Below are 24,811 nucleotides of genomic sequence, written 5' to 3'. Positions count from 1 at the left end.
TGAAGGCGATGCTAGGAACCATGCCGCGGACAAATCTCACCTAGGTTTTCCAAATCCTCAAATTTGCACACTCCAGGCACGGGGACCCGAAATTTGCGCCATGGGGCCGCACGCGGGAAGTGGACGCAGCTGCGTGGTCCATATAGGAAAGTTATTGACACGAAAAACCAAACATGTGCGCAGATCCTTGACAGTATTGACTTCGCGGATTAGCAAGTGGAAGCATCGCCAGAATCATTGATACAAATTCCTGCAGGAAATTGCATATTCCTATCGACGTCTTACAGACGATCAATACACCTATCTCGGCCGGAATGAACTAAGCTTGCGCCTGTCGCTACTCACGCACGGATATTTGCAATGAAATGCAAAAATTGTGAATATCCCGGTGGCTGACACATGACTGTCATGGTCATGACTAGATCTACGAAAACGTTTGCGTATGGGGAAATTCATGCGAGTCGCATTGCTGTCGCGCCGTTCGGCGGTAAATCAATTCCTGGTGGATTTGTTGAATCGAGGGGGCATCCAGGCCATCTTGCAGGTCAGCATCGCTGCCTTCCGGATGCAGGCCCGTCGGCACCCGCCCGATGCGGTCATCCTGGAGGATTGCGGCGGTACGCTGGCCGAGGACCTCGGCCTGATCCGCAGCTGCATCTCGGCCCACGTGCCGGTGCTGGTGGCCGGCTCCGAGCTGCAGGCCGGCTTCGGCACGGCCCTGGCGTGCGGGGCGGTGGATTACATCAACCTGTCCCGGGTGGGCCATGACGAACTGAAGGCGCGGCTGCGCGGTCATGTCGAGGCCTATGCGCTGGAGACCGCGCGGTCGATCACGGTGGATGGCTGCGAGCTGGATCCGGCCCGCCAGTGCTTCGTCCATCGCGGCACGGTGGTCGAGCTCACCCACCGCGAATGCGAACTCGCCTGGCTGCTGTTCTCGCGGCCCAACCAGGTGGTGTCCTCGCCCACCATCGTGGCCCGGGTCTGGGGGCGGTCGGTCGAATCCAACAAGCGCACGCTGGAGCAGCACATCTACAAGCTGCGCGTGAAGCTGCGCCAGTGCGGCTGCAGCCTGCATGTGCAGGCCGCGTACGGCCGGGGCTACCGCCTCATGTCGTCCACCGAGGAATCCACCACCGCTCCGGTCGCGCAGCCCCCCGGCATGCAGGTGTCCCGGGTCCGGCCAGCGGTGCCAGTGGTGCCCGCGGCGCCCGCGGCCATGGCGGCGATGTTCTCCATGCCGCCGCTGGGCAGCTGAGCCGGCGGCCTGCCGGCCCCGCCCGGGGCCGGGCTCAGACCTTGATCCACAGGTATTCGCCGGAGCAGATCCCCGTGAAGGCCTCGTCGGTGGAGGTCAGGATGTTGTCGCTCCAGTAGCGGCCGTGCTCGGCATAGTGCGTGAGCGTTTCGGCCAGCCAGGTGCCCGTGATGTCGGGCGTCATCGGCACGCGCACGATGAGGATGATGCCGCCGGTGTCCGGGTTGATCCCGGCCTGCGCCTGGTCCTGCGCATAGACAGTGAGGTTGGCCTCCAGCAGCAGGCGGTACACGGCCAGCGTGCGGCCTGCCGTGACGATGCCGAAATGGAAGTTCAGGTACATCGCGCCCACGTCGTTCTCGTAGTGCGCGATCTGGACCTCGAAGCCTTCGACTTCCACCCAGCCCCGGTCCAGCACGGCCCGGGAATCGGGCAGGTCGATGACACCGCAGAGATCGGTGACGAGTTGTTCGTACTGCTGGAAGCTCATGATCTTTCGGGCATGCGCGGCAGAAGCCATGCCGGACCGCCGGCCAGCCGTTCCGTCGTGAGCCGCAGCTGTGACGTGGTGCGGGGTCTGCTGTAGTTCAGGAGCTGCAGGGGCAGCAGCGCGAAACGGTCGGACGGCTTGCTCGAGACGTCCATGCCGGCACGCAGCAGCGCCTCGCGCACTTCGGCGACCGTGGTGAGCGGCTTTCCGCCGTTCTGGCGGCGCAGGTGCTCGGCGATCCGTGCCAGCAGCATGGCCTGTACCGGGTGCCCGGCGCCGTGCGAAGCCCAGACGATGGAGCCGAGCGCGGCCACCAGCGTGTCGGCCTGCACCATGGGGTCGTCGCTGGACATGCCCAACTCGAGGTCCGCGAGCATGGCCTGCATGCGCAGCTTCGCCGCACTGCCACCCGCCTGGGCCTGGCCGCCATGGCCGCGGCCATCGCCGCCCTGGTGGCCGCCGGACTGCCCGCCGGAGCCGGATTCGCCATCGCGCGTGTCCTGCTGCGCCGTGTTGCTGCCGGGCTGCAGAAAGATGTCCTGGGCGTAATGCTCCTGCTCCTCCTGGTCGCGCCGGCGCTCGGTAAGGCTTTCGCGGCCGCGCTCGCGCACCTCCCGGCTGCTTTCCTCTTCCTGGCCCTTGTGCTCGCTGCGCGCGGATTCGCCGGTTTCCCTGGCCTGTTCGAAGTCGGCCAGGAAGTCCAGCGGCGTGCGCTCCTCGGTGGGCGCATGCTCGCTGCCCTGGCCCGGCAGGTGGCTGTGCCGGGGCGGCGGCGGGGGCGGTGGGCGTCCCAGCGTCTTGAAGACGTAGTCACCATAGCGGCCCTGGAGCACGGCGCGCTGCCGGTCCTGCACGGCTTCTTCATGCAGTTGCGTGCGCAGGTTTTCGCGCTTGACCAGCTGCTGTTGCTGCAGCTGGCGCGTGCGCAGCTGCTTCAGCCGGAATACCGAGAACAGGTTCTGCATCATGGCGTGAACACCGCTGTGAGAAGCCGCTGGGAGAACTGCAGTACGGTGCTGCCCACCCAGGGTGCGCTCACGGCGACGGTGACCGTCACGCAGATGAGCTTGATGCCCTGCGAGATCGACTGGTCCTGCAGCGAGGTGACGGCCTGCACCAGCGCCACGAGCAGGCCGACGATCGCCGCGACGGCCACGGCCGGCAGCGACAGCAGCAGGCACAGCATGAGCGCCTCGGAGGTGAGCTGGACGATGTTGTCGTGGTTCATGGCATGCATGCCCTGTGCGGTCAGCGGTAGGTCATGACCAGCCCGTGCATCACCTGGGACCATCCGTCGAGCACGACGAAGAGCAGCAGCTTGAAGGGGATGGCGACGTTGGTGGGGGAGACCTGGGACAGGCCCATGGCCAGCAGGACGTTGGCGATGACCAGCTCGACGATGATGAAGGCCAGGTAGAGCAGGAAGCCGATGCGGAAGGCGGCGGTGAGCTCGGTGAGCAGGAAGGCGGGTGCCAGCACGACGAGGTCGTCGGCCTGCAGCGACCGGGCACGGTCCTCGGGCCAGAGCGCCTGGGCCGACTTGAGGAAGAACGCCTTCTCGGCGGCGTCGGCGTGCTTGTCCAGGAACTTGCGGAACGGCTCGCGCGCAGCCGATGCGGCGGCGAGCATCTGCTGGGTGTTGGAGCTCTGCGCGGAGGGCGGCAGCATCTGCATGCGGTCCGACGCCTCCATGGCGACCGGGGCCATGACGTACACCGAGATGATGATGGCGATGCCGTTGAGCACCATGTTGGGAGGCACCTGCTGCACGCCGAGCGCGTTGCGCAGCAGGCCCAGGACCACCACTACCTTGGTGTAGGACGTGACGATCATGGCTGCGAACGGCAGCACCGCCAGCAGCATCAGCGCCAGCGCCAGCGAGATGGGATCGAGTCCCGAAATCGGCGTCATGGCGCATCCGCCGCCGTGGGCGATGCCGCTGAGCCGGCCTCCGCCGTGTGCGCGATGCGCACGCCCAGGTTCTCGCCGATCACGACCAGGCGGCCCGTGCCCACGACCTGGCCGTGGCAGACGAGGCGGACGGTGGCGTCGCGGGCGGGGACGGCGAGCGGGACGACCGAGCCCGCATCCAGCGCCGCGAGTTCGTCCAGGCGGATGTGCGCGGTGTCGATCTCGATGGCGACGGGAACGCGGATGCCGCCGATGTCGGCCAGGGGGAGGGGCGTGGCCGGGGGGGCGGCTTCGCTGCCGGTGTCTTCCGGGATTTCCGCGCCGGCGCTGGCGGAGGCCGGCTCGCCGCTGCCATCGTCCAGGTCCGCGAAGGCATCGGCCTGCGGCGCGGCGTGCAGGGCGATTTCGGAGTCGTCCAGATCGAGTTCTGCGGGTATGTGCATGGTGGTTCCCAGTCCGAAAGAGAGATGGCAGGGGCGCCGCCGGCCTGCGGCGAGCGTGCCGCACAGGACGACGTCGCCTGCCGCCAGGGTGGCGAGGTCCGCGGGCGCGAGCCTGCGGGTGGCGAGGCGGACGGTGCCGGGCAGGCGCAGCGCCGCGAGGGGGGCGCCGTCGGCCTGCGCGGATTGCGCGAGGCTGGCCTGCAGCCGGGCGGCCACGGTGCCGTCGATGGCATGCAGGCCGATGCGCAGGCCGCCGTATATCCATTCCAGTGGCGCCTGCACGGCCAGGCGCACGGCCACGCCGGACAGGGCGAGGCCTGGCAGCACCGGGGCCGCGGCGGCGAGGGGGCCTGCGAGCAGGGTTTCCGCCACTTCGCGCGCCAGCGCGGCATCGGCGAGGCGGGCCGCCATGCCGAGCGCCGGCCAGGCCGACACGGGTACGGAGACCTGCAGGTGTCCGTGCATGCAGGAGAAGTCCAGCATCGCCGCTTCGTGCCGGTGGCCGGGCGTGGCAGCTGCCACGCGCCCTTGCGGCTGTCCGAAGAGGCCGGCTGCCCAGCGCGCGAAGCGGCGGTCGAAGGCGATGCGCGCCAGATGCGCCTCGCCGGCGGGCACGGTCGGCAGACAGTCGGCCAGTTCGGCGTTGGCGGCGGATGGGGGCGCAAGGACGTTCACGTTGGAGATTCCAGATCGATGTCGATGCCGCGCTGCCCGGGGCCCAATGCCTCGAGCTGCGCACGCAGTGGATCGCGATGGAGGGAGATTAGCCGTGCCGATTCGGACGACCGGGTGCGGAACCGAAGGCTCATCGCGTAAGGCGAAAGGGTGAGGGCGACTTCGCTTTCCGGGAGCACGGCCGGGTCCATCGGCACCGTGACGGACCAGGACTGGAAGGCCGGATCCGCCTGGGCACACAGCCATGCGATGCGCTGCACGGTGTCCTGCAGCCACGCGGGCGCATCGGCCGAGGCGGGGCGTGCCGGTGCGGCGGCGCCGGGCTGTTCCGCTCCGGAGTCCTGCCTGGGCTGCCGGGAGGTGTCGCCGTCCTGGCGCGCCTGCGGCGGCGCCTGTGGGGGCGGCGGCGGGGCCGGAGCGGGGGACGGCGGGAGGGGCGTGCCGGGAGGCGCGGCGAGGGCAGCTTCCTGCATGGAGTCCGCGGTGCCGGCGGATGGCGTGGCGCCGTCCTGCGCCGTGGCGCGGCCGGCCGCCGGGTCGTCTTCCTCCGCCTGCTGGCTGGTCCGGGCCTGTCTCTCCGCCATGGCCTCGGGGCCGGACCACGGCGGGGCTCCCTCGTCCGGGCTGCAGGCGTGGACAGGCAGCGGATGCACTGGCGGGGCCGCGGCGGGTGAGCCTGGCTCGGCGGGGGCCGCGGGCGCACGCCGTCCGGGCATCTGCAGGAAACCGGCGGATTCCGGCATATCGTCGGCCGCGCTGCCCAGCAGGTGGCGCTGGAACCGGTGCGCGGCGCCGGCCGCCTGCGGCAGGGTGGATGGTCCGCGCCATGCGGCCTCCGGGGCCAGGCGGCGGCCGCCGGAGGGGGCCGGGCGGAGTTGCGAGAGGTCTCGGCCCATGGCGCAGGCTAGGCGACGCGGCCGATCGGCCGCAGCTCGATCAGGCTGCCCAGTTCCTGGAAGGAATACACGCGCAGCCAGTCGATGCGGCCTTCGATCATCTTCTTGACGTAGCGGCGGATGTCCATCGACGTGACCAGGGCCACGCCGGTGGCGGGCGACGAGCGGGCGACGGCCGCGATGCGGTCGGTGATGTCCCGCGCGTCGTCGGGCGACATGGCGAGGTAGTTGCCGGCGGGCGTGGGCTTGATGCAGCCACGGATCGCCTGTTCGATTTCAGGCGCGAGCAGGATGGCCGAGATGTGCCGCTGGCCGCCGCCGGCCTCGTGCGCGAGGTAGCGGCCCAGGTCGGAGCGCACGTATTCGGTGAGCAGCAGCAGGTCCTTTTCCTTGGGCGCCCAGGTGATGAGGCTCTCGAAGATGCTGCGGATGTTGCGGATGGGCACTTGTTCCTCCAGCAGGCGGCGCAGCACTTCGGCCATGCGCTGCAGCGGCATGACCTTCTGCACTTCGGCCACCAGCCCCGGATATTCCGGCGTGGCCCGCTCGATGATCCACTGCACTTCCTGCACGCCCATGAACAGGTGGGCGTGGCGCTGGAGCATCTCCACCACTTCGCGGGCGATCACCTGCTCGACCTCCAGGCAGGCCCCGGTGCGCTGCGCGGGCGGGATGGCCGCCTGGGGAACCCAGAGCGATTCCTCCATGCCCAGCAGCGGGCCGTGCCGCTGGGCCTGCGCAGCCAGGGGGGATTGCGGGTCCAGCAGCAGGAGCATGTCGCCGGGCAACTGGGGCTGGGCCACGGGCACGTCGTTGATGAGGATGTCGAAGCGCAGCTCCTCCAGGCCGTCCCAGACCCACATCGCGGCGCCGGGGAAGGGCAGTCCCAGCCGCGTCTGCAGCCCTTCGCGCTCCTTGTTCAGGGCCTGGTCGAGCCGCTCGGCATTGAGCAGGCGGGCGAGCGGGTCCGACAGGCGGATCGACAGCGGCTTGGCGAACTCGGGCGCGCGGTGCTGGATGGCCGTGCCCTCGCCCTTGCCGCCTTCGCGCAGCAGGGAGGCGATGGGCTTGGAGTGGGTCTTGGCGCTGCCCGGGGTGGCAGACTTGCGGCTGCGCGCCAGCCACTGGCCGCCGCCCACCAGACCCGCCGCCAGCAGGCAGAACGGAACGGCGGGAAAGCCCGGAATGGCGGCGAAGCCCAGGGTGAGGGCGCCCGCGAGGTACATGGAGCGGGTATTGCGCGTGAGCTGCTCCGTCATGTCCTCGCCCAGGGAAGTGGGCTTCTTGCGGTGCTCGTCGGCCACGCGGGTGGTCAGGATACCGGCGGCCATACAGATGAAGAGCGCGGGAATCTGCGAGACCATGGCATCGCCGATGGACAGCACGGCGAAGCGGTTGGCTGCCTCCCCGGCGGTCATGCTGTGGTACATGATGCCCACCACGATGCCCGCGAGGATGTTGACCAGCGTGATGATGAGGCCCGCGATGGCGTCGCCCTTCACGAACTTCATCGCGCCGTCCATCCCGCCGTGCAGCATGCTCTCCATGCTGAGCCGGGCGCGCTTGGCCTTGGCCTCGTCGGCGGTGAGCAGGCCGGCGCGCAGGTCGGCGTCGATGCTCATCTGCTTGCCGGGCAGCGCATCGAGCGTGAAGCGCGCGCCGACTTCGGCGACGCGCTCCGAGCCCTTGGCGATGACGATGAACTGCACGATGGTGATCACCAGGAACACCACGATCCCCACCACGAGGTTGCCGCCCACCACGAGCTGGCCGAAGCTCTCGATCAGGTGGCCCGCGTCGGCGTGCAGCAGGATGGCCTTGGTCGAGGCGATGTTCAGCGACAGCCGGAACAGCGTGGTGAACAGCAGCAGCGAAGGGAAGGTGGAGAGCGAGACCGCGTCCGGTATGAACAGGGTGGTCATCAGCAGCAGCACGCTGATGCTGAGGTTGATCGCGAGCAGCGAGTCGATCAGCAGCGTGGGCAGCGGCAGGATCATCAGCGCGATCACGCCGACGAGAAAGCCGGCCATCGTCAGGTCGTTGACCAGGGTGGAGTCGAATCGTTTGGCCATGGAAGGGTCCTCGGGGAGCGGGGCACGGGATGGAAAGCAGGGCGTCAGCGCGGGCTGCCGCCGCCGAGCCGGTCGAGTTCCGCCACCCAGCGCAGCACGACGGAGACGGCCTCGAACAGTTCCTCGGGAATGGGCTGGTCCAGCGGCAGCTTGTGCAGGGCACGCGCCAGCGGCGGATTGGCGATGAGCGGGATGTGGTGCAGCGCGGCCAGTCCGCGGATGACGGCCGCCTGTTCGTCCATCCCCTTGGCCACGACGATGGGCAATGGGGTCGCGCCGGCTTCGTAGCGCAGCGCCACGGCGTAGTGGGTTGGATTGGTCACGACCACCGTGGCGCCCGGCACCCGTTCCTGCGGCGGCGATGTCGCCATTTCCTCGCGCAGCGATTTGAGGTGGCCCTTGAGGTGCGGATCGCCTTCGCTGTCCTTGTTCTCGCGCTTCACGTCGTCCTTGCTCATGCGCTGGTCCCGGACGAAGAGCCAGTGTTGCAGGCCGAAGTCCAGGGGGGCGATGACCAGGAAGACGAGGAATGCGAACGAAAAGAGCTTCAGCAGCGCGCTCCAGGCGATCTTTCCGCTGGCCTCGGGTGTGAGATAGACCGAGGCCACGAGCAGGGGCACCAGCCCGGTCACGATGTGCCACAGCACGGCGCCGAAGACGACCGCCTTGAGGACGGACTTGGCGAATTCGACGAGCGACCGCGCGTTGAACATCTTCTTGAGCCCTTCGGCGGGGTTCAGGCTGTCGAACTTGGGCGTGAGGGGCTCGAAGGTGATCATGAAGCCGACCTGCGGCAGCAGGGCCAGCACGGCCACCAGCACGGAGACGATGACCATCCCGAAGGCCACCGCCATGCCGTCGAGCGCCATGGAGGACAGCAGCGCGAGCAGCTCCTGCGTGCCGTGCACGCGCACGCCCTGCTCCAGCGCCGTGGTGACGATGCGGCGCACGCGGTCGTAGAGCAGGGGCCCCGCACCCGTGAGGACGAGCAGGGCCGCTCCCAGGACGGCACCGGCCACCAGGTCCTGGCTCTTGGTGGTCTGGCCCTTCTTGCGGGCGTCCTTGAGTTTCTTGGCTGTGGGCTCTTCGGTTTTTTCCGACATGGTGGGCCATCGATCCGGCGCGGAATGCGCGGCATGCGCCAATCTAGGGCCCGGGTGGCTGCGGTGCCCCGTGCCGGGCGAAGCGGTGCCGCCCGGCGCGAAGCGATGGCCGGGCGCGGGCGCGTGCGTCCCGGGGTTTCGCATTCCGGTGGACGGCTTCGGGGCGTCCGCCGCCGCGCGGGCCGCCATGCCCCAGGCTGCTGGCCAGCAGGCCGGGGTGGATCGGCCGATGGAGAACTCGTGAGCACGATCAAGGGCCTGCGCACGCTGGTGCGCCTCAAGGCACGCCGCACGGAGCAGGCCGAAGCGGCCCTGCAGGAAAGCATCCAGTCGCTGAAAGGCGAAGAGGAGGGACTGGCACAGGCGCAGGCCGAGGAGTCGCATGCGCGCGATGCGGAGCGTGCGCGCCGCGAGCGGCTGGCGTCGGCCACGTCGACGGGCAGTTGCTTCGTGGCCAACGATGCGATCACCCTGCAGATGCTGGTGTCCGAGGCGCAGGGCCAGAGCGCGGAGGCCGAGCGCCATACGGCGCAGGCCCGGGGGCGCGTGGAGGCTGCCCGCGAGCAGGTCCGGCTGCGCGACGCGGCCGTGCGCCGTGCGCAGCGGCAGCTGGAAGCCACGCGCGAGCGCCTGGAGCAGGCCCTTGCGGCCGCCGAGCGCGCGCAGGAAGACGCGCAGGACGAGGAGGCCGAGGAAACCGCGGTGGCCCGCATGCTGGCCACTGCGCGGCAGGGGCGGCGCACCGGCGCGCGATCCGGGGCATCGAGGGCGGTGGAGGCCTGACGCGATGGAAGAGTATTTGCAGAATGGGCATGCGCTGGTCCGGCTGGGCGGGGACCTGCACGGCATGCTGGGATTGCTCGCGCTTTGCTGCGCACGCTTCTACGCGGCCATGCTGGTGCTGCCTGCGACCAATGACCAGTTGCTGCTGGGGCGCGTGCGCAACGGGACGGTGCTGCTGCTGGGGGCTTTCGTGGCGTGGGGGCAGCCCTCGGGGCTGCTCGAGTCCACCGGCCCGCTGGTCTTCATCGCCCTGGTGGTGAAGGAGGCGCTGATCGGCATGCTGATCGGATTCGCCGTCTCGGTGGTGTTCTGGGCGGCCGAAGGCATCGGCATGCTGATCGACAACCAGGCGGGCTACAACAACATCCAGCAGACCAACCCGCTCAGCGGGCAGCAGAGCACGCCGGTGGGCAACCTGCTCATGCAGCTGGCGATCGTGGGCTTCTACATGCTGGGCGGCATGATGGTGTTCGTGGGGCTGCTGTTCGACAGCTACGACTGGTGGCCGCTCACGGGGATGATGCCCAGCTGGCCGGTGCTGGCGGAACGCTTCTTTCCCGACGAGGTTGCCGGCTACGCGCAGACCGTGCTCAAGATCGCGGGGCCGGTGCTCATGACGCTGATGCTGATCGACCTGGGCATGGGGCTTCTCAGCAAGGCGGCCGAGAAGCTCGAGCCGGGCAGCCTGGCGCAGCCCATCAAGGGCGCGGCCACCATGCTCCTGCTGGTGCTGCTGGTGGGTGTCTTCTTCCACCAGGTGCGCGAGCAGCTCACCCTGCGGCCCGTGGCGCAGCGGCTGGAGCGCGTCTTCGCCCCGCGTGACCCGGCGGATCCCGGCCCCGCAGGCATGGCTTCGCCACCAGTGCCCGCGCCGGCGCCGGCCCCTGCCGCGAGCGCGAGCGCCGCTGCAGGCAGATAGCCCCGCTCCGCAGTCTTCACTCCATTCGTGCGCCGGCACGCCCCGTGGGGCGCCCGGCGCTTGTCGCCGTGGGCCCGCCCTGCATGAAGGGCGCGTGCCGCGTGCCCCTTTGCGCCTGCTCCGTTCGCTCCGGGCATCCGCTGCAGCCATGCCTGTTGCCGCAGACGGTTCGCATCCGCTGCGCCGTCTTCGCGTGGCGCCCGTGGACTGCGGGGGGCGGCTCTTAACGTGCCAATGCGATCTCCTGATGCCTGCCGTGCGGGTTTCTGCTTCCGTGCACGCAGCGCGCCGTCGCTCCTTCCTGGTTCGGAGTGTCGGCGCGCTGCGTGCCCGCGGCGGAAAGTGCGCAGCCAGGAGCGGGAGGTCGGGACGTGTTGCCCGGCATGCCTGCCGCCGGCCGCCTTCGGGGTGGCCGGCCGTGCATGCCGGCCATCGCTCGGCGGTGGTCCGGGGAGCGGTTGCTTCCCAGGACTGCGGCAACGGCGTCCGCCGCAAGGCGGCCGCTGCTTTTCTGATTCACTTCACAGGAGTTCATCCATGGCCATTTCTCTCCAGACGCAGATGCAAACCTCCTCGCTGGGCCTTTCCAGCGATTCGTCTGCGGCATCCGGCAGCAGCGGCGGAGACAATCCGCTGCAGCAGATCATGATGCTGATCATCGAGCAGGTGCTCAAGGCGCTGCAGGACAAGCTCGGCAACAAGGACGGCGGCAAGGCACCCGGTGGTGCCGATTCCGCGTCCGGTCCCGGCGGTGCCGGCGGCAACCAGGGAGGTTCGGGCCCGGAAGGTGCGCTGCAGCGCTTTGCCGAACTGTTCAAGGGCCTGGGCGAAGCACTGGACAAGTCGCTCAACGACCAGAAGGCCAACGATTTCGCGCAGAAGCTGGCCAACGCGCTGGGCACGGACGCCAAGACGCTGGACAAGCTCGATGACGGCAAGGAAAACGGCAGCTTCAACGACTTCGCCAAGGACTTCATGAAGAACCTGGACGCGCTTTCCCAGGGCGGCGGTGCAGGTGGTGCAGGCGGCGCCGACGGCAGCGGCAGCGTGGGCGGTGGCTCGGGCGGCGGTGCCAGCGGCGCGGGCAATGCCGGCGGCGCGGATGGGGCGGGCGGTGCCGGTGGAACCGGCGGAGCCGAAGGCGCTGGCGGCGCCGGCGGCGCGGATGGCTCGGACGGCTCCAATGGCAGCATCGGCGATCTGGTCAAGCAGCTGATCGAACGCCTGCTCAAGGGCGATTCCAAGGGCGCGGACAACGTGTCGGGCAAGGACGGTGCCGGCGACAAGGGCGGTGCGGACGGCAAGGGCGACGCCTCGCTCGACAAGCTGATGGAAGTGCTCAAGCAGTTCATCCAGTTGCTGGAAATGGCCCTGAAGGGCAACAACGGCAGCCAGGGCGGCGGCAACGGCGGTGGTGCCGGTGCTCCCCAGGGCGCTGGCGGTGCCGGCGGTGCGCAGGGCGGGGCAGGTGGCGCCCAGGGTGGTGCCGGCGGCGCGCAAGGTGCCGGTGGCGGTGCTCCCGCTGGCGGCGGCTCGCCGGAGGCTGGCGGCGCGCAGGGTGCGGGCGGCTCGGGCGGTGGCGCCCAGGGCGCCGACGGTGCCGGCAGCCCCGAGGACCAGATCAAGCAACTGCTCGACGATTTCGCGAAGGGCAATACCAGCGGCGTGGACAACATGCTCAAGGGCGAGAAAGGCCAGGAGCAGCTCAAGCAGATCCTCGAGATGCTGATGAAGCTGATCGAGGCGCTGACCGGCAAGAAGCCCGGCAGCGATGGCGCCGGCCAGGGTGGCGGCAGCGGCGGTGGATCGCCGGCTCCAGGCGGCGCACAGGGCGGCCAGGCACCGCAGGGCGGCCAGGCACCGCAGGGCGGCCAGGCTGCGCCGACTCCCGCACCGGCCCCGGCGCCCCAGCCGTCGAGCACCCCGGCACCCCAGCCCGCCTCGACCGAGTCGGAGACCCGAGATGGCACGCAGCGTGATTCCGATCCCCGGGCCAAGACCCCGCCCCCGCCCCCGGTGTCGCAGCCGGAGCCGGTCAAGGTGCAGCAGCCCGAAGCCACGCAGCCTCCGGCTCCCGCTCCCGCTCCCCAGCAGGAGCAGCATGCAGCGTCCCGCTGACCTGCAGTACGGCGGACTGCCCACGGGCGGTCCGTCGCCGCGGGCGGTGCCCCGGCCCGCCGGGGAACATGCCGCGCCGGCGGCGGCGGCGGCTGCCGGCCGGCCCCGGACCGGCCGCGGCATGGCCTTCTGAACTCGGCCCGCGCCGGTCTCCTTTCCACATTCCGCCGGAATGCCCGCCTGCAGGCTGCCGAGGGAGGGCGCGCAGCTGCCACGCCCGCAGCGAGGCCCTGTCCCGCAGGGATCCGTTTCTCTTCCAACCATTCACAGGAACCCACATCCATGTCCGTCTCTGTTCAGACATATTCCCAATCCACGTCACTGCAGATCACCGAGACGCCGGTGGCCACGCCGGCCGGCAGTGCGGAGCCGGTGCTCGATCAGCTCGCGCTGCAGGTGCTGGAGCAGGTGCTCCACGCACTGCAGGGTGCCGCCCAGGGCAGCAGCCATGGCGTCGGTGGCTATTGCGGTGCCAGCGGGACGCGCTCCGCGCAGGGGCAGTGCAACGGCCCTGAAGGAGTGCTGCAGCGTTTCGCCGAACTGCTCAAGAACCTGGGCAAGGCGCTGGAGAAATCGCTGGCGGCCGTGCGGGCGAACGCGTTCGCGAACAAGCTGGCACGCGCCCTGGGCACCGATGTCCGCACCCTCGACCGGCTGGACGACGGCGCGGAAAACGGGAGCTTCCAGTCCTTCGCGAAGGACTTTCTCAAGAACCTCGATGCGATCTCGGGCAACGGCGCGGCCAGCGGCTCCGGCTGCGTGGGCCGCGGCAACGGGGATGACGACGATGACCTGAGCGATCTCGTGCGTCAGCTGATCCTGGCGATGCTGCTCGGCAATCCCCAGGCGCTCGCCAAGCTGCTGGGCCACCGCGGCGGCTCCGGCTCCGATGTCCTCCTGAAGGTGCTGGAGCAGTTCGTGCAGCTCCTGGGCCTGGGCCTGCAGGCAGCGGGTGGTGGCGCGGCGGGTTGCAGCCATGCCGCCGGCGGCGGTGGCGCCGAGGCCATGGCAGAGCTCGTCAAGCAACTGTTGGGCGCCTTCATGCAGGGCGATACGAGCGGCGTGGACAAGCTGCTGCAAGGCCAGGGCGGCAGGAATTCGCTCCAGCAGATCCTGGCGCTGCTGACGCAACTGGTCACGATGCTGTCCGGCGGCAGGCCCGATGGCGGTGGACCGGCAGGCCAGGGCTGTGGCTCGGGTGGCGGTCCGGGCGCAGGTGCACCCGCATGCGGCGGCGGTGCCAGCCCCGGTCATACCGGCGCAGTTACCGGTACCTGCGCCGGTGCAGGCGGTGGTGCTGGAAGCAAAGGCGTGGACGGCCCGCACGGCGTGGCGGAGCCTTCCGGCCAGGGCGGCGCTCCGGTGATCCGCTCCACGGATCCCTCCAGGCCCCTGAGCAGCGCGCAGGCCAAGCAGCTGCAGGAGGCGCTCAAGCCCGATGCGGTGGGTGCGGACGGCGTGGGCATCTACAACACCACCCGCGTGATCCCGGCCGGGGTGCAGGTGGATTTCAACGGCGCACGGATCAAGGCCGGACCGGCCCTGGGCGACGGCGGCCAGTCCGAGGGCCAGAAGCCGCTGATCCGCATGGAGTCGGGGTCAGCCATCGCCAACCTGGAGTTGTCCGGGGCGGATGGCATCCATGCGATGGGGGATGCGAAGCTCGACCGCATCAAGTGGGCCGATGTCGGGGAGGATGCCTTCACGATGAAGGGGCCGGGGCATGTGGAGGTCACCAACAGTTCCGCCTTCAATGCCAGCGACAAGATCTTCCAGCTCAATGCAGGCGGTTCCTTCAAGCTGGACAACTTCACGGCGGACACCTTCGGCAAGGCCGTGCGGACCAATGGCGGAAAGGACTTTCCGATCGATATCTCGGTGACCCGTTCGTCGTTCAAGAACGGCAAGGAGGCCGTGGTGCGTACTGATGCCGCGCAGGCGAAGATCCACCTGGCAGGCAACACGGTGGTGAACACGCCCCATGACGTGATCGCACCCCAGGCTGCGCAGGTCGAGGGCGCACAGCACCGCGGAACCAAGCGCTATACCGGCTGACGGCGGCTGCCGGCGTGCGGCGCAGGCCGCCGCCGGTGGACCCGGGCAAGGCCCCGGCCATGCGCGCGAGCGACATGCCGGGGCCTTTTTGTGTTTCTCGGGGCAGGGGCGCCCTGCGCCCCCGGCGGTCAGCCGGCCGCGCGGCTCACCCAGCGCGGCGCAGAGCCGCGGCGGCGCAGCCACGGGGCGCAGGGGCTGTGGAGGGCCTTGTCCGTGACGCGGTTGTCCCACAGGTCCAGGCTGGCCAGGCTGGCGCTGCCGGCGAGTGCGTGGGCGCCCGCGTTGCCGACCTGGTTGCGTGCCAGGCCGAGCCGGCGCAGCCGCGGGTTGGCGGCGAATGCGCGGGCCCCGGTCGATCCCACGGCATGGCCTTCCAGATCGATTTCCTCCAGGGACGGGCTGGCGGCGAGGGCGAGTGCGCCGCGTTCCCCGATGCGCACACCCTCGGCCGAACTGTTGTTGAGCACCAGCGAGGCCAGATGGGGGCAGCGCGAGAGCGCCGACGCGCCGGCATCGCCGATGCGGCAGTCTCCCGCATCGAGGAAGCGCAGCGAATCCGAAGCCGCCAGGGCGCCGGCGCCGGCATCGCCCAGCGGGTTGTGGGTGATGACCAGGGCGGCGAGCGCGGGCAATCGGGCCAGGGCAGCGGCCCCTTCTGCGCCGATGCCATTGCGTGCGAGGTCGAGCTGCTGCCACCGGGTGCCCTTGGCCAGGGCGCGCACGCCGGCATCGCCCAGGCGGTTGCGGTGCAGGTCCAGTGCGCGCAGCGCGGCACCGCGTGCCAGGGCGGCGGCTCCCTGCGCACCGATCTGGTTGGCCTGGGCCGACAGCGTCTGCAGGCCGGGCAGTGCCGCCAGGGCCAATGCGCCGTCGTCGCCCAGCGCGTTGTGGTTCAGCGAGAGGGTCCGCAGGCCCTGCATGCGTGCGATCACGGCGGCGCCTTCGGCCCCCAGGCGGTTGCCGTCCAGGTCCAGTTCCGCCAGGCTGCGCAGGCCGAGCAGCGCGGTCGCCGCTTCGGGGCCCAGTCCGTTGCCGCGGGCCTGCAGGCGCGAAAGCCGCGGCAGGGACGACATGGCCGCGAGCCCTTCCGGCGTGAGTCCGCAATGGTCCAGCCGCAGCGTGGCGAGCGAGCCCGCGCCCGCCAGGGCACGCGCTCCTTCCGCATCCAGCGGCACATGGGCCAGTTCCAGGTTCGCCAGGCGGCTGTGGCGTGCCAGCGCGTGCGCGGCCTCGGGCCGCAGGGCCATGCGCCGCAGGGTCAGGGAGGCCAGCGGCAGGGCGAGCAGCCACGACAGGCCGCGGGCCGTCAACCCGGTGCAGTCGGACAGTTCCAGGGACTGGAGCGTGGCGGGCAGCAGGCGCAGGTCGTCGTCGCAGAAGTCGCCGCGCAGGGTGAGCCCGCGCAGGCCCTGCATGTCCTCCCGGCACAGCGCGAGCAGGCCTTGGACGTCGCGGACGGTGTGTTCCTCGGGGCCGGCGTCCGGGCCGGCAGGGGCATGGCAGAAGGCGTTCATGGTGTGTCGTCGTGCGAAGGCGGATTCGAAAGCGCCCAGGGTAGGCGGGGCCGCGGCGCGGAGGTGCCTGCGGACACGAAGAGAACGCCGGCCTGGCGAGGGAGGGCGGCGATCCGGTGAATGGCCAGGAGAGGGCCAGGGGAGGCTTCGCGGTGCCGCATGCGGCTTCGCCCGCCACGCGCGGGCATGCCGGCACCTTCCTAGGATGGATCCAAGCAGTCGATCCGCCTGGCGGCTTGGTCTGCGGCGGCGCGGACATCGCGCTGATCCGACGGTCACCCGGACATGGCGGACCTTTTAGAAATCTGGAGGAGTATGACAACGAAGACAACCGAATCCGCGCAGGCGCATGTGCCGCCCCGTATACCCCTGTCCCCTGCGCGCCGCGCCTGCCTGGCGGCCGCCCTGCAGCACATGGGGGCGGACGACGGCTCCGTGCGCGCCTTCGCCGAGCAGGGCATGGTGATGGTCAACGACGTCCTGCTGGCGATCGCATCCCTGCAGGAGCGCGATGACGGGCGCTGGTTGGCCTCCGCGCTGCTGCCCCGCCCCGAGGGCGTCTCGGAGGCCCGCTGGAGCGAGGCCCTGCTGGTGGCGAACGGGCAGGCGATCCTGCTGGCCCCGTGGGCTTTCAGCCTGGACGACAGCGGCGCCGCGGTGCTGCTGATGCCCCTGGAGCCCGGCATGGCCGACGCCCGCATGCTGGCGGCCCATTTTGACGGCATGCTGTCGCTGTGCGAGGCCGTGTCCACCGGGGCCCGGGCGCTGGCGCAGGCTGCCCAGACGGGCAAGGAGGCCGCATGAACGCCCCGCTCGACCTGTCGAAACAGTCGCCTGCCCCGGTGCAGGAATTCGAGGCCTCGCCGGCCCTGCAGGCCCTGGTGTGCGATGCCGCGCTGGTGCTGGGCGCCGGCGCCGGTCAGGCGCAGGAGGCCGCGCGCACCGGCCGCTTCGAGCTGGAACGGCACACCGTGGCCGTGACGCCCGATGCCAGAGAGGAAACGCTGCTGCTGTCGGTGGACCTGGGCCCCGACTACCTGGCCGATCCCGATCGCGCGCAGGCCGCGCTGCTCGCCAACATGCACCTGTTCGTCAAGGCCGGCGTCGTGTTCGCCCGGAGCCTGGCCGGCCCCGTGCTCGTGGGCCGCTGGCCTTCGACCGATGCACAGGCACTCGCCAACGGCGTGCGCCAGATGGGCGCGATCGCCCAGGGCTTCCGGGCCCCCAGCCCTTCCGGGGCTTCTTCTTTCCTTCCCCCTTCCCCTTCCCAGCCGGCGCAAGGCGCTGGCGAACGCCAGGAGTGACGCCATGACGCCCCTTTCTTCGACCCAAAGGTCTTCCATCACCCCCGCTGCCGGCGAACAGGGCTCCGGTTCGCAGGCCGGTGCCTCCACCTCGCAGACCCCGTCGGCCCGCGGCAGCCAGCGCTTCAACAACGAGGGAGGACCGCCGGTGCGCAGCGACAGCGGACGTGCCCGCGCGGACGCGCCGCTCCCCCAGCGCCCACCGCGCATGGCGATGGACATGTCGCCCCAGCGGGAAATGGTGCCCCTGCGGGACCGCAGCGATCTCGGATCCAGCCATCCTTCCTTCCGGACGGAGGTAACGCATTACTCCGACGCCTTGCAGGACGAGTTGCCCTATATCGAATTCAGTCCTTCCGGCTCGCTGGCGCGCCCTGCAGCGGACGGCTCCGACGCCGCCCGTGAGTCCTTCCGCACAGCCGTGGGCGAACGGCAGCCGTCCCCGCCCGCCGGCAACGAAGACGGCGCTGCCGTGCCGGCACAGCAAAGCTGGCGGCAGATGGCGACCACAGCGCTGCGCCATCGGGCGACAGCCGCCCGGCAGGCCGTGCAGAGCGGCGGTGAGGCGTTGGGACGCACGGCGATGGCCCCTGTCTCCCTGGCCCGCAGCGGGGTCTCTGCGGCGTGGAACATGGGCAGCCAGGCCTTCCGCATTCCCAAGGTGGCCATCGGCCATCTGACGCACCAGGGCATCGCCGTGGGAGTGACCACCGCGGTGCGCGAAGTGGCCGCGGAAGCGCTGATCGCAGGCTTGCGCCAGGCGCCTGCCGGTGCGCTGCTGGGCATCGAGATCGGCATGGGCGTGGTCAACATGTCGCTGCAGGCGCTGCGCCAGGTGCGCGAGAAGCGCAATCCCGACGAGGCGGCGCGTGGTTTCCATGCGCTGAGCCCCGAGCAGTGGGCGAACAAGACGCCTGAGGAAAAAAACCAGCTGCGCAAGGAGCAGCAGCAACACTCGGACCGCGTCGTTTCGCTGCAGATGGCCTCGGTCATGGTGAACGTGGGCTTCGCGGCGTACGGCACGGCGCACGGCGACAACTCCTTCGCGGCATCCAGCATCGCGAGCGAGGCCAAGGTGATCGCCTATTCGCTGATGCGGGACGGCATCCAGTCCAAGTTCTCCATGATCAAGATTGACAAGCCGACCAACGGGGTGAGCGGCAGCCACCTGACTGGCGCCGGGCTGTTCTATGGGGGGGCCAACCTGGCGGCCGCCTATGCCTGGGGAGCATTGCCGCCCCTGGGCCTGCCGGCCGGCGTGACGGCGGCGAACGTGCGCGACGTGCTGCGCGGCGTGCCGGTGGAGGGAGTGTCCCTGCAGGGCGCCATCGGCGCCACGGCCAAGATGATCGGCGTGAAGGCCGCCATCAACACCGTGCTGGAGGCCTCGGACTGGTTCTCCGTGACCGAGCAGGAGGCGCGCCAGGCGGGCGCGAAGCAGCAGCTGGCCCCCCGCATCCTGCCCGACGACTACGGTCGCCTGAAAGACCATGTCGCCGCACGCGTCGCGATCATCGACAGCTCCAACTCGGTCGGGGACCTGGTGGGCTTCCTCACCAAGGACATGCCCCCGGCGACCAGTGCCTTGCTGACCAACGGTGCGCAGGGGATCTGGGCTGGCGTCAACTACAAGAGCATCGGCTCCACCTGGCAGGCCGACGGTGCCGTGCGTGCCGCGGAAGACCGCCGCACCGTGCCCCAGGGTGCGGAGAACGTCTGATCCTTGCGCCAGGCTATCGCATGACGCCAGCCACGACGGACGTCTCCCCGCTCCGCTCCCGCGGTGGATGGGGCCGGCGGCTTCGCACCACCGCGGTGCCTGCCGCCGGGGCACGGCTGCCGCTGCGGGGGGCGCGGACCCTGGCATCGGGGCCCGTGCCCATACCCGACAGAGATCCCCTGGCCGGCGCATCCCCGCCCATGCCCGGCGATGGCGCGGCGGGTTCTCCCGCCCGCCAGTTGCTGGAGCGCTTCCAGTTCTGCGAACTGGACGCCATGCCCCATGGCCGCCTGCGCCAGGTGGTGGAATTCCTGGGCGGCAGGGGCCGCGCCCTGCGGACGGCGCCATTGCGCGCCAACTGGAAGGCACTGCGGCTGGCCCTGGAGGAGTCCGCGCTGCGTGCGTTGATGCTCGAACGCACCGACGAGGTGGTCGAGTTCCTGCTTCGGCCCGGGGCGCAGGCGCTGGCCACCTTCCCTTCGCCTGAACTGTTTCCCTTGGGGTGATTCTTCCGCTCCTCGCGGACTGGCACGCCCGGCTGCGGGGACGCGGGTGCCGTGCCCCGGAACCGGGCGCCTGCGACCGCCGCGCGGGCGTGCAGGGCGTGTCAGCCCGAGATGTCCGAGAGCGTATCGACGGAGCGTCCGAAGTCCCAGAGGTCGGACGTGGACTGGTTGAGGAAGGCGCGGATCTCCTCGTGCTTCTCCATGGCCTCGTCGGCCAGCGGGTCGTTGCCGGGCTTGTATTCCCCCATCTGCACCAGCGGTTCGATCTCCTCGTATTTGGCCATGAGCTGGCGGAAGCGCCCGCCGGCCTGCTGGTGTTCCCGCGGCACGATCTGCGACATCACGCGCGAGAGGCTGCCCAGCACGTCGATGGCCGGGTACTGGTTGCGCGCGGCGATCTTGCGCGAGAGGATCATGTGCCCGTCGAGGATGCCTCGCACTTCCTCCGAGATCGGGTCGTTGCCGCTTTCATCCTCGTAGAGCACGGTGTAGAGCGCCGTGATGGAGCCGCGCGCGCCCATGCCGGCGCGCTCCAGCAGCCGCGGGATCTCGGCGAACACGGAAGGCGGAAAGCCCCGGCGCGCCGGCGGTTCACCCGCGGCCAGGCCGATCTCGCGCTGTGCCCGCGCGAAGCGGGTGAGCGAATCCATCATCAGCAGCACCTTCAGGCCCTGGTCGCGGTAGTACTCCGCCACGGCCGTGGCCACGTGGGCCGCCTTGGCACGCTCGCTGGAGGAGCGGTCCGAGGTGGCGCAGACCACCACCGAGCGCGCCATGCCTTCCTCGCCGAGGATGAACTCGACGAATTCGCGCACTTCGCGGCCCCGCTCGCCGATGAGCGCGATCACGCTGACGTCGCACTGCGTGCCGCGCGCGAGCATGCCCATCAGCGTACTCTTGCCCACGCCGGCGGGTGCGAAGATGCCCATGCGCTGTCCCTCGCCCAGGGTGATGAGGCCGTCGATGGCCTTCACCCCCGTGGGCAGGGGGTGCTCGATCATTTCGCGTTCCATGGGCGTGGGCGGCAGTGCGAACACGGGCCGCGTTTCGCTGCAGTCCAGCGGTCCCTTGCCATCGATGGGCTGGCCCAGGCTGTCGATCACGCGGCCCAGCAGCCGCGGGCCGACGGGCACCGAGAGCACTTCGCCCAGGCCCACCACGGGCGATCCGCCGCGCACGCCGAGGATGGAGCCGAAGGGCGAGAGAATGCTCTGCCCGTTCGCGAAGCCCACCACCTCGGCCGCCTGCAGCAGTTCGCCGCGCTCGTCCAGCACATGGCACAGCTCGCCCAGCTTGGCATCCAGGCCGTTCACGCGCATGAGCGTGCCGATCACCTCGGCCACCTTGCCGCTGCGGCGCACCAGCGGGGCGGCGGCGATCTCGCGCTCCATCCAGCGGGCGATCCGCGCGGTTCCGTTCATGTCATGCATCGTCATCCTCCCGGGGCAGGCGGTCGTCGTCCTGGCCATCATCCTCGCCCAGCCGGCTCGCATAGGCCACGGTGACCGGCTCCTCGGCGGCCACGCGGACGGCGCGCTCCAGCGCGCCGCGCAGGCCGGCCAACTGCACCTGCAGGCTGGTGTCCAGGCGGCCGATGTCGGCATCGAAAATGCTGCTGCCGGGCGGGAGGTCGGCATCGGCTTCCACCTGGACGCGCGGGGCGTCGGGGTCGCTGCCGATGGCCGAGAGCGCGGCGCGTGCCGCTTCTGCATCGTCCGGATGGACGCGCAGGCGCGCGGTGCGTGCGTCGCCCAGGGTGTCGCGCAGGGTCAGGATCGCGCGTTGCAGCAGGGCCTGCCTCGGCTCTGCCAGCACCATGCGTTCCACCGCCATCGCGACGACGGCCGCCAGGCGCTTTTCCATGCCCGCCATGGCGGCATCGTGCGATGCCTGCAGCGCGGCGAACTCCGCGTGCCAGCGGCGGGCGGCGTCCTCGGAGGCGTCGGCCACGGCCTGCTCCGCGAGGAGCCGGGCATCGGCACGGGCCTGATCGACCAGCGCTGCGGCATCGGCCGCGGCCTGGTCGCGCAGCGCCTGCGCCTGCCTGGCCGCGGCCTTCAGCAGGCCGGCGGCCTCCTGTCTTGCCTGTGCGAGGAGGTGGTCGCCTTCGGTGCGTGCACCTTCCAGCACGGCCACGGCCGTGGTGGCGGTTTCGAATTCGGCGGCCCGGAGAATGCCGGTCGGCGAGTGCAGGCCGGCGCCTGCGGGAGAAGACCAGATCAGCATGCGCGGCCCTCCCCGAAAAGGGTTTCCAGCGCCTGCAGGCGCTCCCGCGCCGCGGCCGATGCACGGGGCACCAGGTGGGGGCGGGGGGCGCTGGAGCGCGATGCAGGCAGGGCCAGCCGCACCATGCGCCGCAGCGCGCGGTCCGGCCAGGCACCGGCGCGCACCAGTTCGCGGTAGCCCACCCAGGACCATGCGAGCGGTGGCCAGCCGGCCACTTCGGAAGACACGGCCGCGCCGCCGTCGCGCGCGCGCAGCGGAGCGAAGGCGGGGCCCAGGGCCTCCTGCAGCGCCGTGCGCGCGCTGCGCTGCACGCAGCAGCGCAGAACGCCGGGCCGGCCCAGCAGCGCCAGCGCGCACAGGCGTGCCAGCAGCGATGTCCGGTCCAGCAGTGCGAGGCGTGCGCCGCCGTCCTCCAGCCGCTCCAGCGACGGCAGGGGGCCGCAGCGGCGGACGAACCAGTCCTTGGACAGGGCGCCCTGCACCTGCGGGGGCAGCGCATCGCCGCGTGCCGCGGCGGGGCCCACGGCGTCCGTGGGCTGCAGCCAGCTGGGATCGACATGGTCGGGCAGCGCGTCGATGCGGGCCTGCAGTTCGCAGGCCAGGCGGGCGAGATCGCGTGCGCGGCTCATCCCGCAAGTCCCTTGGCCATGGCGGGGGCCGACGGCAGGGGGGCCGCGGATGCGGGGGATGGGGCGGATGCGTCCGCGGCGAGTTCGCCGCCGGCGGCTTCCGGCTTGCGGCGCAGGCCGGCAGGCAGCCAGGCCGGCCGCTTCCAGGCGACCCATCCCGCCGCGCCGCCCAGCACCAGCAGCACGGCGGCGGCCAGCGCGGCCCAGAGGCCGGCGCGCGAGGCCTCTTTCTCCGGCGCGGGGCCGATGGGCATGCCCGGCACGAGCGTGACCGTGACGTTCTCGTACGTCAGGCCTTCGACGCTGCGCGCCACCATGTTCTTGATGCCCGCCGTCAGTCCGGCGATGTTCGCGCTCTCGCGGTACTTGATGAACACCGAGGCGCTCGCGGGCTTGACGGTGGAGGCGAGCGGGTCGTTGTTGGGCAGCACGATCTGCACCCGCGCGGTGACCACGCCGTCGATCTGCGACAGCGTGGCCTCCAGCTGCTGGGCGACGCCATAGATGAAGCGCACCCGCTCCTCCGTCGGCGTGGAGATCAGGCCTTCCTTCTTGAACATCTCGCCCAGGGTGGCATGGCGCTCGCGTGGCAGCCCGTAGGAGCGCAGCACGGCGAGCGAGCGCACCACGTCGCTCTTTTCCACCTGCACGTTCCAGGTCTTGCCGGCGTCGGAGCTCGCCTTGCCCGCGTCGATGCCGCTTTCGAGCAGCGCCGCCACCATGTCGTTGGCGTCTGCCTCGGTCTGCTTGGTGTAGAGGTCGTCCTTGCAGCCGACCAGCGCCAGCAGCAGGATGAGGGGAGCGAGCCACCGGCGCAGCGGCGAGAAGCCCGGTGCCGGATAAGGCGTGTCATGCGTCATGGTGGCCTCCGCTCACTGGTTGCGCATCAGCGTCTGCAGGCCGCTCTTGCCGCTCTGGGCCAGATAGACCATGGCATGGAACTGGAACTGCATGCCGGACACCCGGTACATCAGCTCGATCTGGCGGGACGTCATGTCGATGTCGTTCATCGAGTTGTCTTTCTGTGCGTGGGCCAGTGCGTGCATATCCTGCAGCGTCTTGCGCATGGACTCGTCCTGCTGCAGCAGCGCGTTGCCCAGGGTGGAGTCCGGAGCCATTTCGGACAGGGTGGACTGGGGCTTGCCTTCCATCAGGCGTGCGAACTTCTCCGCCAGCGCGCTCAGGTGGCTGGGCTGGGCGGCGCCGGATTCGATGGCCGGCGCGGGGGATACGGGCAGCTGGAGGGCGTTCATGGCGTTGTCCTGTAGGGAGAGGGGAGCACTGCGCGCGGGGCTCAGGCGCGCAGCTGGAATACGAAGGGGTTGGTGAGCGGATCCACGGGCGCGAACTTGCGCGGGCGGAGGGCGGACTGCGGATCCGGCGTCTCGCCGGCCTCCCGGGGGGCGGCTTCCTGGCCGGCATCCTGGCCATCGGCATCGCGGGTCTGTGCGAACAGTTGCTGCACCAGGTACAGGGCCGTGGGGTCCGTGCAGCCTGCCAGCACCTCTTCGGCATTGGCGCGCCAGGCGGGATCCCGCATGAAACGCTGGCAGCGCGCCATCAGCGCCTTGGCCATGCCCCAATGGGTGGGGCTGCCTTCCACGTTGCGCGTGAGGCGGATGCACTCGTCCACCTGGCCGCGCTGGATGCAGATCCAGCCTTCCAGCAGGTCCAGCTCGACGATACGCGGGCGCAGGATGCGTGCACCCTGGAGAATTTCGGCGGCGTCGTCGGTGAGTTCGAGCTCGATGGCTTTCGTCACCAGATGAATCAGGCCGGCGACCACTTCTCGGCGAGAGAGTTCGGGGGTCATGGAGCGGTCTCCCTGGATGTTTTTTGGGGTGCGTCCGGAGTGCGGGAATGGGTTCTTGAGGTGGCCGGCAGCTCGTGCTGCGCGGGCTGCGTGGCCGCTTCGGCGCCGGAATGCACCAGAACCGCGTAGGCCGCGCAGGAGAGCATGGCCACGGCCAGGAAGACGGCATACGGCATATGCTTTTTTCCTTGATCGGTGGCCAGGTCTGCTCGGAAGCCCATATCCATCAACTGGGTGAGAGGCCGGACAGGCCCTTCCCGAAGGCACCGATGGTCTTGGCGTTCATTTCCGCCATTTCCTTCTGGAAGTTGAGCAGGGCCTGCTTGGCCATGTTGCGGGTGCTGGCGTCGGTGAGCGCCTCCTGGTTCCGCATGTT

At 70.2% G+C, this 24,811-nt stretch carries 25 protein-coding genes; 10 read left to right on the top strand and 15 right to left on the bottom strand.

Features of this window, described 5'->3' with window-relative positions; translation table 11 throughout:
• The first annotated feature begins 454 nt into the window (after window positions 1–454).
• Window positions 455–1,258 carry a response regulator transcription factor gene (locus T336_RS0118815; RefSeq protein ID WP_026433710.1) on the top strand — a complete coding sequence of 268 codons (804 nt, stop codon included), beginning with the start codon at window positions 455–457 and terminating at the stop codon, window positions 1,256–1,258.
• 34 nt (window positions 1,259–1,292) lie between these two features.
• Here T336_RS0118815 and T336_RS0118810 read toward each other — a convergent pair whose 3' ends face one another.
• Genes T336_RS0118810 through sctU form a run of 8 tightly spaced genes read right to left on the bottom strand, consistent with a single transcriptional unit; the run spans window position 1,293 to window position 8,848 of the window.
• The gene (locus T336_RS0118810; RefSeq protein WP_019699786.1) at window positions 1,293–1,748 is read right to left on the bottom strand and encodes a type III secretion system chaperone family protein; all 456 of its coding nucleotides are present in this window, start codon (window positions 1,746–1,748) and stop codon (window positions 1,293–1,295) included.
• Window positions 1,745–2,716 (bottom strand): hypothetical protein, encoded by a 972-nt coding sequence (locus T336_RS0118805; protein WP_026433709.1) that lies wholly within the window; start codon window positions 2,714–2,716, stop codon window positions 1,745–1,747. Before T336_RS0118805 ends, T336_RS0118810 begins: the two co-directional genes overlap by 4 nt.
• Window positions 2,713–2,976 (bottom strand): type III secretion system export apparatus subunit SctS, encoded by a 264-nt coding sequence (sctS, locus tag T336_RS0118800; protein WP_013593005.1) that lies wholly within the window; start codon window positions 2,974–2,976, stop codon window positions 2,713–2,715. The genes T336_RS0118805 and sctS overlap by 4 nt, the downstream gene beginning before the upstream one ends.
• A 20-nt stretch (window positions 2,977–2,996) precedes the next feature.
• On the bottom strand, window positions 2,997–3,659 hold the full coding sequence (gene sctR / locus T336_RS0118795; protein WP_013593006.1) for a type III secretion system export apparatus subunit SctR: 663 nt from the start codon (window positions 3,657–3,659) through the stop codon (window positions 2,997–2,999).
• Window positions 3,656–4,777 carry a type III secretion system cytoplasmic ring protein SctQ gene (sctQ, locus tag T336_RS0118790; RefSeq protein WP_026433708.1) on the bottom strand — a complete coding sequence of 374 codons (1,122 nt, stop codon included), beginning with the start codon at window positions 4,775–4,777 and terminating at the stop codon, window positions 3,656–3,658. The genes sctR and sctQ overlap by 4 nt, the downstream gene beginning before the upstream one ends.
• Window positions 4,774–5,673, bottom strand: coding sequence for a type III secretion HpaP family protein (locus T336_RS0118785; protein WP_026433707.1), 900 nt, complete (start codon window positions 5,671–5,673; stop codon window positions 4,774–4,776). The genes sctQ and T336_RS0118785 overlap by 4 nt, the downstream gene beginning before the upstream one ends.
• Before the next feature lie 8 nt (window positions 5,674–5,681).
• Window positions 5,682–7,745 (bottom strand): type III secretion system export apparatus subunit SctV, encoded by a 2,064-nt coding sequence (sctV, locus tag T336_RS0118780; RefSeq protein ID WP_026433706.1) that lies wholly within the window; start codon window positions 7,743–7,745, stop codon window positions 5,682–5,684.
• Window positions 7,746–7,789: 44 nt separating this feature from the next.
• Window positions 7,790–8,848: a type III secretion system export apparatus subunit SctU gene (gene sctU, locus T336_RS0118775; protein ID WP_026433705.1), complete on the bottom strand. Its 1,059-nt coding sequence runs from the start codon at window positions 8,846–8,848 to the stop codon at window positions 7,790–7,792.
• Between the two features lie 240 nt (window positions 8,849–9,088).
• Between sctU and T336_RS0118770 the strand changes: the two genes are divergently transcribed.
• The 5 genes from T336_RS0118770 (at window position 9,089) to T336_RS0118750 (ending at window position 14,723) form a co-directional block, all read left to right on the top strand.
• Window positions 9,089–9,631: a type III secretion protein gene (locus tag T336_RS0118770; RefSeq protein ID WP_019702426.1), complete on the top strand. Its 543-nt coding sequence runs from the start codon at window positions 9,089–9,091 to the stop codon at window positions 9,629–9,631.
• Between the two features lie 4 nt (window positions 9,632–9,635).
• Window positions 9,636–10,550, top strand: coding sequence for a type III secretion system export apparatus subunit SctT (sctT, locus tag T336_RS25385; RefSeq protein WP_026433704.1), 915 nt, complete (start codon window positions 9,636–9,638; stop codon window positions 10,548–10,550).
• Between the two features lie 537 nt (window positions 10,551–11,087).
• Window positions 11,088–12,668, top strand: a complete 1,581-nt coding sequence (locus T336_RS0118760; RefSeq protein WP_026433703.1) for a hypothetical protein — start codon at window positions 11,088–11,090, stop codon at window positions 12,666–12,668.
• Complete coding sequence (locus T336_RS26785) at window positions 12,652–12,801, top strand: hypothetical protein (protein WP_156957901.1); 150 nt, start codon at window positions 12,652–12,654, stop codon at window positions 12,799–12,801. Before T336_RS0118760 ends, T336_RS26785 begins: the two co-directional genes overlap by 17 nt.
• 149 nt (window positions 12,802–12,950) lie before the next feature.
• Window positions 12,951–14,723: a pectate lyase gene (locus T336_RS0118750; protein ID WP_026433702.1), complete on the top strand. Its 1,773-nt coding sequence runs from the start codon at window positions 12,951–12,953 to the stop codon at window positions 14,721–14,723.
• Between the two features lie 128 nt (window positions 14,724–14,851).
• On the opposite strand, the gene T336_RS0118745 is transcribed toward T336_RS0118750, so the two are convergent.
• On the bottom strand, window positions 14,852–16,237 hold the full coding sequence (locus T336_RS0118745) for a leucine-rich repeat domain-containing protein (RefSeq protein WP_026433701.1): 1,386 nt from the start codon (window positions 16,235–16,237) through the stop codon (window positions 14,852–14,854).
• A 315-nt stretch (window positions 16,238–16,552) separates the two neighbouring features.
• On the opposite strand from T336_RS0118745, the gene T336_RS0118740 reads away from it, so the two are divergent.
• From T336_RS0118740 to T336_RS0118725, 4 genes are all read left to right on the top strand, one after another.
• Window positions 16,553–17,041, top strand: a complete 489-nt coding sequence (locus T336_RS0118740) for a CesT family type III secretion system chaperone (protein ID WP_026433700.1) — start codon at window positions 16,553–16,555, stop codon at window positions 17,039–17,041.
• Window positions 17,038–17,541, top strand: coding sequence for a hypothetical protein (locus tag T336_RS0118735; protein ID WP_026433699.1), 504 nt, complete (start codon window positions 17,038–17,040; stop codon window positions 17,539–17,541). Before T336_RS0118740 ends, T336_RS0118735 begins: the two co-directional genes overlap by 4 nt.
• 4 nt (window positions 17,542–17,545) lie before the next feature.
• On the top strand, window positions 17,546–19,261 hold the full coding sequence (locus T336_RS0118730) for a hypothetical protein (RefSeq protein WP_026433698.1): 1,716 nt from the start codon (window positions 17,546–17,548) through the stop codon (window positions 19,259–19,261).
• A gap of 155 nt (window positions 19,262–19,416) precedes the next feature.
• A complete protein-coding gene (locus T336_RS0118725) occupies window positions 19,417–19,767 on the top strand; it encodes a hypothetical protein (RefSeq protein ID WP_244883988.1) in 351 nt (116 codons plus the stop codon).
• 101 nt (window positions 19,768–19,868) lie between these two features.
• Here T336_RS0118725 and sctN read toward each other — a convergent pair whose 3' ends face one another.
• Genes sctN through T336_RS0118695 form a run of 6 tightly spaced genes read right to left on the bottom strand, consistent with a single transcriptional unit; the run spans window position 19,869 to window position 24,435 of the window.
• Complete coding sequence (sctN, locus tag T336_RS0118720) at window positions 19,869–21,197, bottom strand: type III secretion system ATPase SctN (RefSeq protein WP_035226545.1); 1,329 nt, start codon at window positions 21,195–21,197, stop codon at window positions 19,869–19,871.
• Complete coding sequence (locus T336_RS0118715) at window positions 21,190–21,993, bottom strand: FliH/SctL family protein (RefSeq protein WP_026433695.1); 804 nt, start codon at window positions 21,991–21,993, stop codon at window positions 21,190–21,192. Before T336_RS0118715 ends, sctN begins: the two co-directional genes overlap by 8 nt.
• Window positions 21,987–22,622 (bottom strand): type III secretion protein HrpB4, encoded by a 636-nt coding sequence (locus tag T336_RS0118710; RefSeq protein WP_019701365.1) that lies wholly within the window; start codon window positions 22,620–22,622, stop codon window positions 21,987–21,989. The genes T336_RS0118715 and T336_RS0118710 overlap by 7 nt, the downstream gene beginning before the upstream one ends.
• On the bottom strand, window positions 22,619–23,482 hold the full coding sequence (sctJ, locus tag T336_RS0118705) for a type III secretion system inner membrane ring lipoprotein SctJ (protein WP_019701366.1): 864 nt from the start codon (window positions 23,480–23,482) through the stop codon (window positions 22,619–22,621). The genes T336_RS0118710 and sctJ overlap by 4 nt, the downstream gene beginning before the upstream one ends.
• Window positions 23,483–23,494: 12 nt before the next feature.
• Entirely contained in the window at window positions 23,495–23,875 is a 381-nt protein-coding gene (locus T336_RS0118700; RefSeq protein WP_019701367.1) for a type III secretion protein, read from the bottom strand.
• Window positions 23,876–23,916: 41 nt separating this feature from the next.
• Complete coding sequence (locus tag T336_RS0118695) at window positions 23,917–24,435, bottom strand: HrpB1 family type III secretion system apparatus protein (RefSeq protein ID WP_019701368.1); 519 nt, start codon at window positions 24,433–24,435, stop codon at window positions 23,917–23,919.
• Window positions 24,436–24,811 lie beyond the last annotated feature (376 nt).

Source organism: Paracidovorax oryzae ATCC 19882 (genome assembly GCF_000687165.1).
GTDB lineage: Bacteria > Pseudomonadota > Gammaproteobacteria > Burkholderiales > Burkholderiaceae_C > Paracidovorax > Paracidovorax oryzae.
This window is presented reverse-complemented; position numbering and strand designations above follow the sequence as displayed.

What these genes read in the sequence shown, in the direction of transcription:
- T336_RS0118815 (WP_026433710.1), top strand. Translation starts at nt 455, where the DNA reads ATGCGAGTCGCATTGCTGTCGCGCCGTTCGGCGGTAAATCAATTCCTG.
- T336_RS0118810 (WP_019699786.1), bottom strand. Translation starts at nt 1,748, where the DNA reads ATGAGCTTCCAGCAGTACGAACAACTCGTCACCGATCTCTGCGGTGTC.
- T336_RS0118805 (WP_026433709.1), bottom strand. Translation starts at nt 2,716, where the DNA reads ATGATGCAGAACCTGTTCTCGGTATTCCGGCTGAAGCAGCTGCGCACG.
- sctS (WP_013593005.1), bottom strand. Translation starts at nt 2,976, where the DNA reads ATGAACCACGACAACATCGTCCAGCTCACCTCCGAGGCGCTCATGCTG.
- sctR (WP_013593006.1), bottom strand. Translation starts at nt 3,659, where the DNA reads ATGACGCCGATTTCGGGACTCGATCCCATCTCGCTGGCGCTGGCGCTG.
- T336_RS0118785 (WP_026433707.1), bottom strand. Translation starts at nt 5,673, where the DNA reads ATGGGCCGAGACCTCTCGCAACTCCGCCCGGCCCCCTCCGGCGGCCGC.
- sctV (WP_026433706.1), bottom strand. Translation starts at nt 7,745, where the DNA reads ATGGCCAAACGATTCGACTCCACCCTGGTCAACGACCTGACGATGGCC.
- sctU (WP_026433705.1), bottom strand. Translation starts at nt 8,848, where the DNA reads ATGTCGGAAAAAACCGAAGAGCCCACAGCCAAGAAACTCAAGGACGCC.
- sctT (WP_026433704.1), top strand. Translation starts at nt 9,636, where the DNA reads ATGGAAGAGTATTTGCAGAATGGGCATGCGCTGGTCCGGCTGGGCGGG.
- T336_RS0118760 (WP_026433703.1), top strand. Translation starts at nt 11,088, where the DNA reads ATGGCCATTTCTCTCCAGACGCAGATGCAAACCTCCTCGCTGGGCCTT.
- T336_RS26785 (WP_156957901.1), top strand. Translation starts at nt 12,652, where the DNA reads ATGCAGCGTCCCGCTGACCTGCAGTACGGCGGACTGCCCACGGGCGGT.
- T336_RS0118750 (WP_026433702.1), top strand. Translation starts at nt 12,951, where the DNA reads ATGTCCGTCTCTGTTCAGACATATTCCCAATCCACGTCACTGCAGATC.
- T336_RS0118745 (WP_026433701.1), bottom strand. Translation starts at nt 16,237, where the DNA reads ATGAACGCCTTCTGCCATGCCCCTGCCGGCCCGGACGCCGGCCCCGAG.
- T336_RS0118740 (WP_026433700.1), top strand. Translation starts at nt 16,553, where the DNA reads ATGACAACGAAGACAACCGAATCCGCGCAGGCGCATGTGCCGCCCCGT.
- T336_RS0118735 (WP_026433699.1), top strand. Translation starts at nt 17,038, where the DNA reads ATGAACGCCCCGCTCGACCTGTCGAAACAGTCGCCTGCCCCGGTGCAG.
- T336_RS0118730 (WP_026433698.1), top strand. Translation starts at nt 17,546, where the DNA reads ATGACGCCCCTTTCTTCGACCCAAAGGTCTTCCATCACCCCCGCTGCC.
- sctN (WP_035226545.1), bottom strand. Translation starts at nt 21,197, where the DNA reads ATGCATGACATGAACGGAACCGCGCGGATCGCCCGCTGGATGGAGCGC.
- T336_RS0118715 (WP_026433695.1), bottom strand. Translation starts at nt 21,993, where the DNA reads ATGCTGATCTGGTCTTCTCCCGCAGGCGCCGGCCTGCACTCGCCGACC.
- T336_RS0118710 (WP_019701365.1), bottom strand. Translation starts at nt 22,622, where the DNA reads ATGAGCCGCGCACGCGATCTCGCCCGCCTGGCCTGCGAACTGCAGGCC.
- sctJ (WP_019701366.1), bottom strand. Translation starts at nt 23,482, where the DNA reads ATGACGCATGACACGCCTTATCCGGCACCGGGCTTCTCGCCGCTGCGC.
- T336_RS0118700 (WP_019701367.1), bottom strand. Translation starts at nt 23,875, where the DNA reads ATGAACGCCCTCCAGCTGCCCGTATCCCCCGCGCCGGCCATCGAATCC.
- T336_RS0118695 (WP_019701368.1), bottom strand. Translation starts at nt 24,435, where the DNA reads ATGACCCCCGAACTCTCTCGCCGAGAAGTGGTCGCCGGCCTGATTCAT.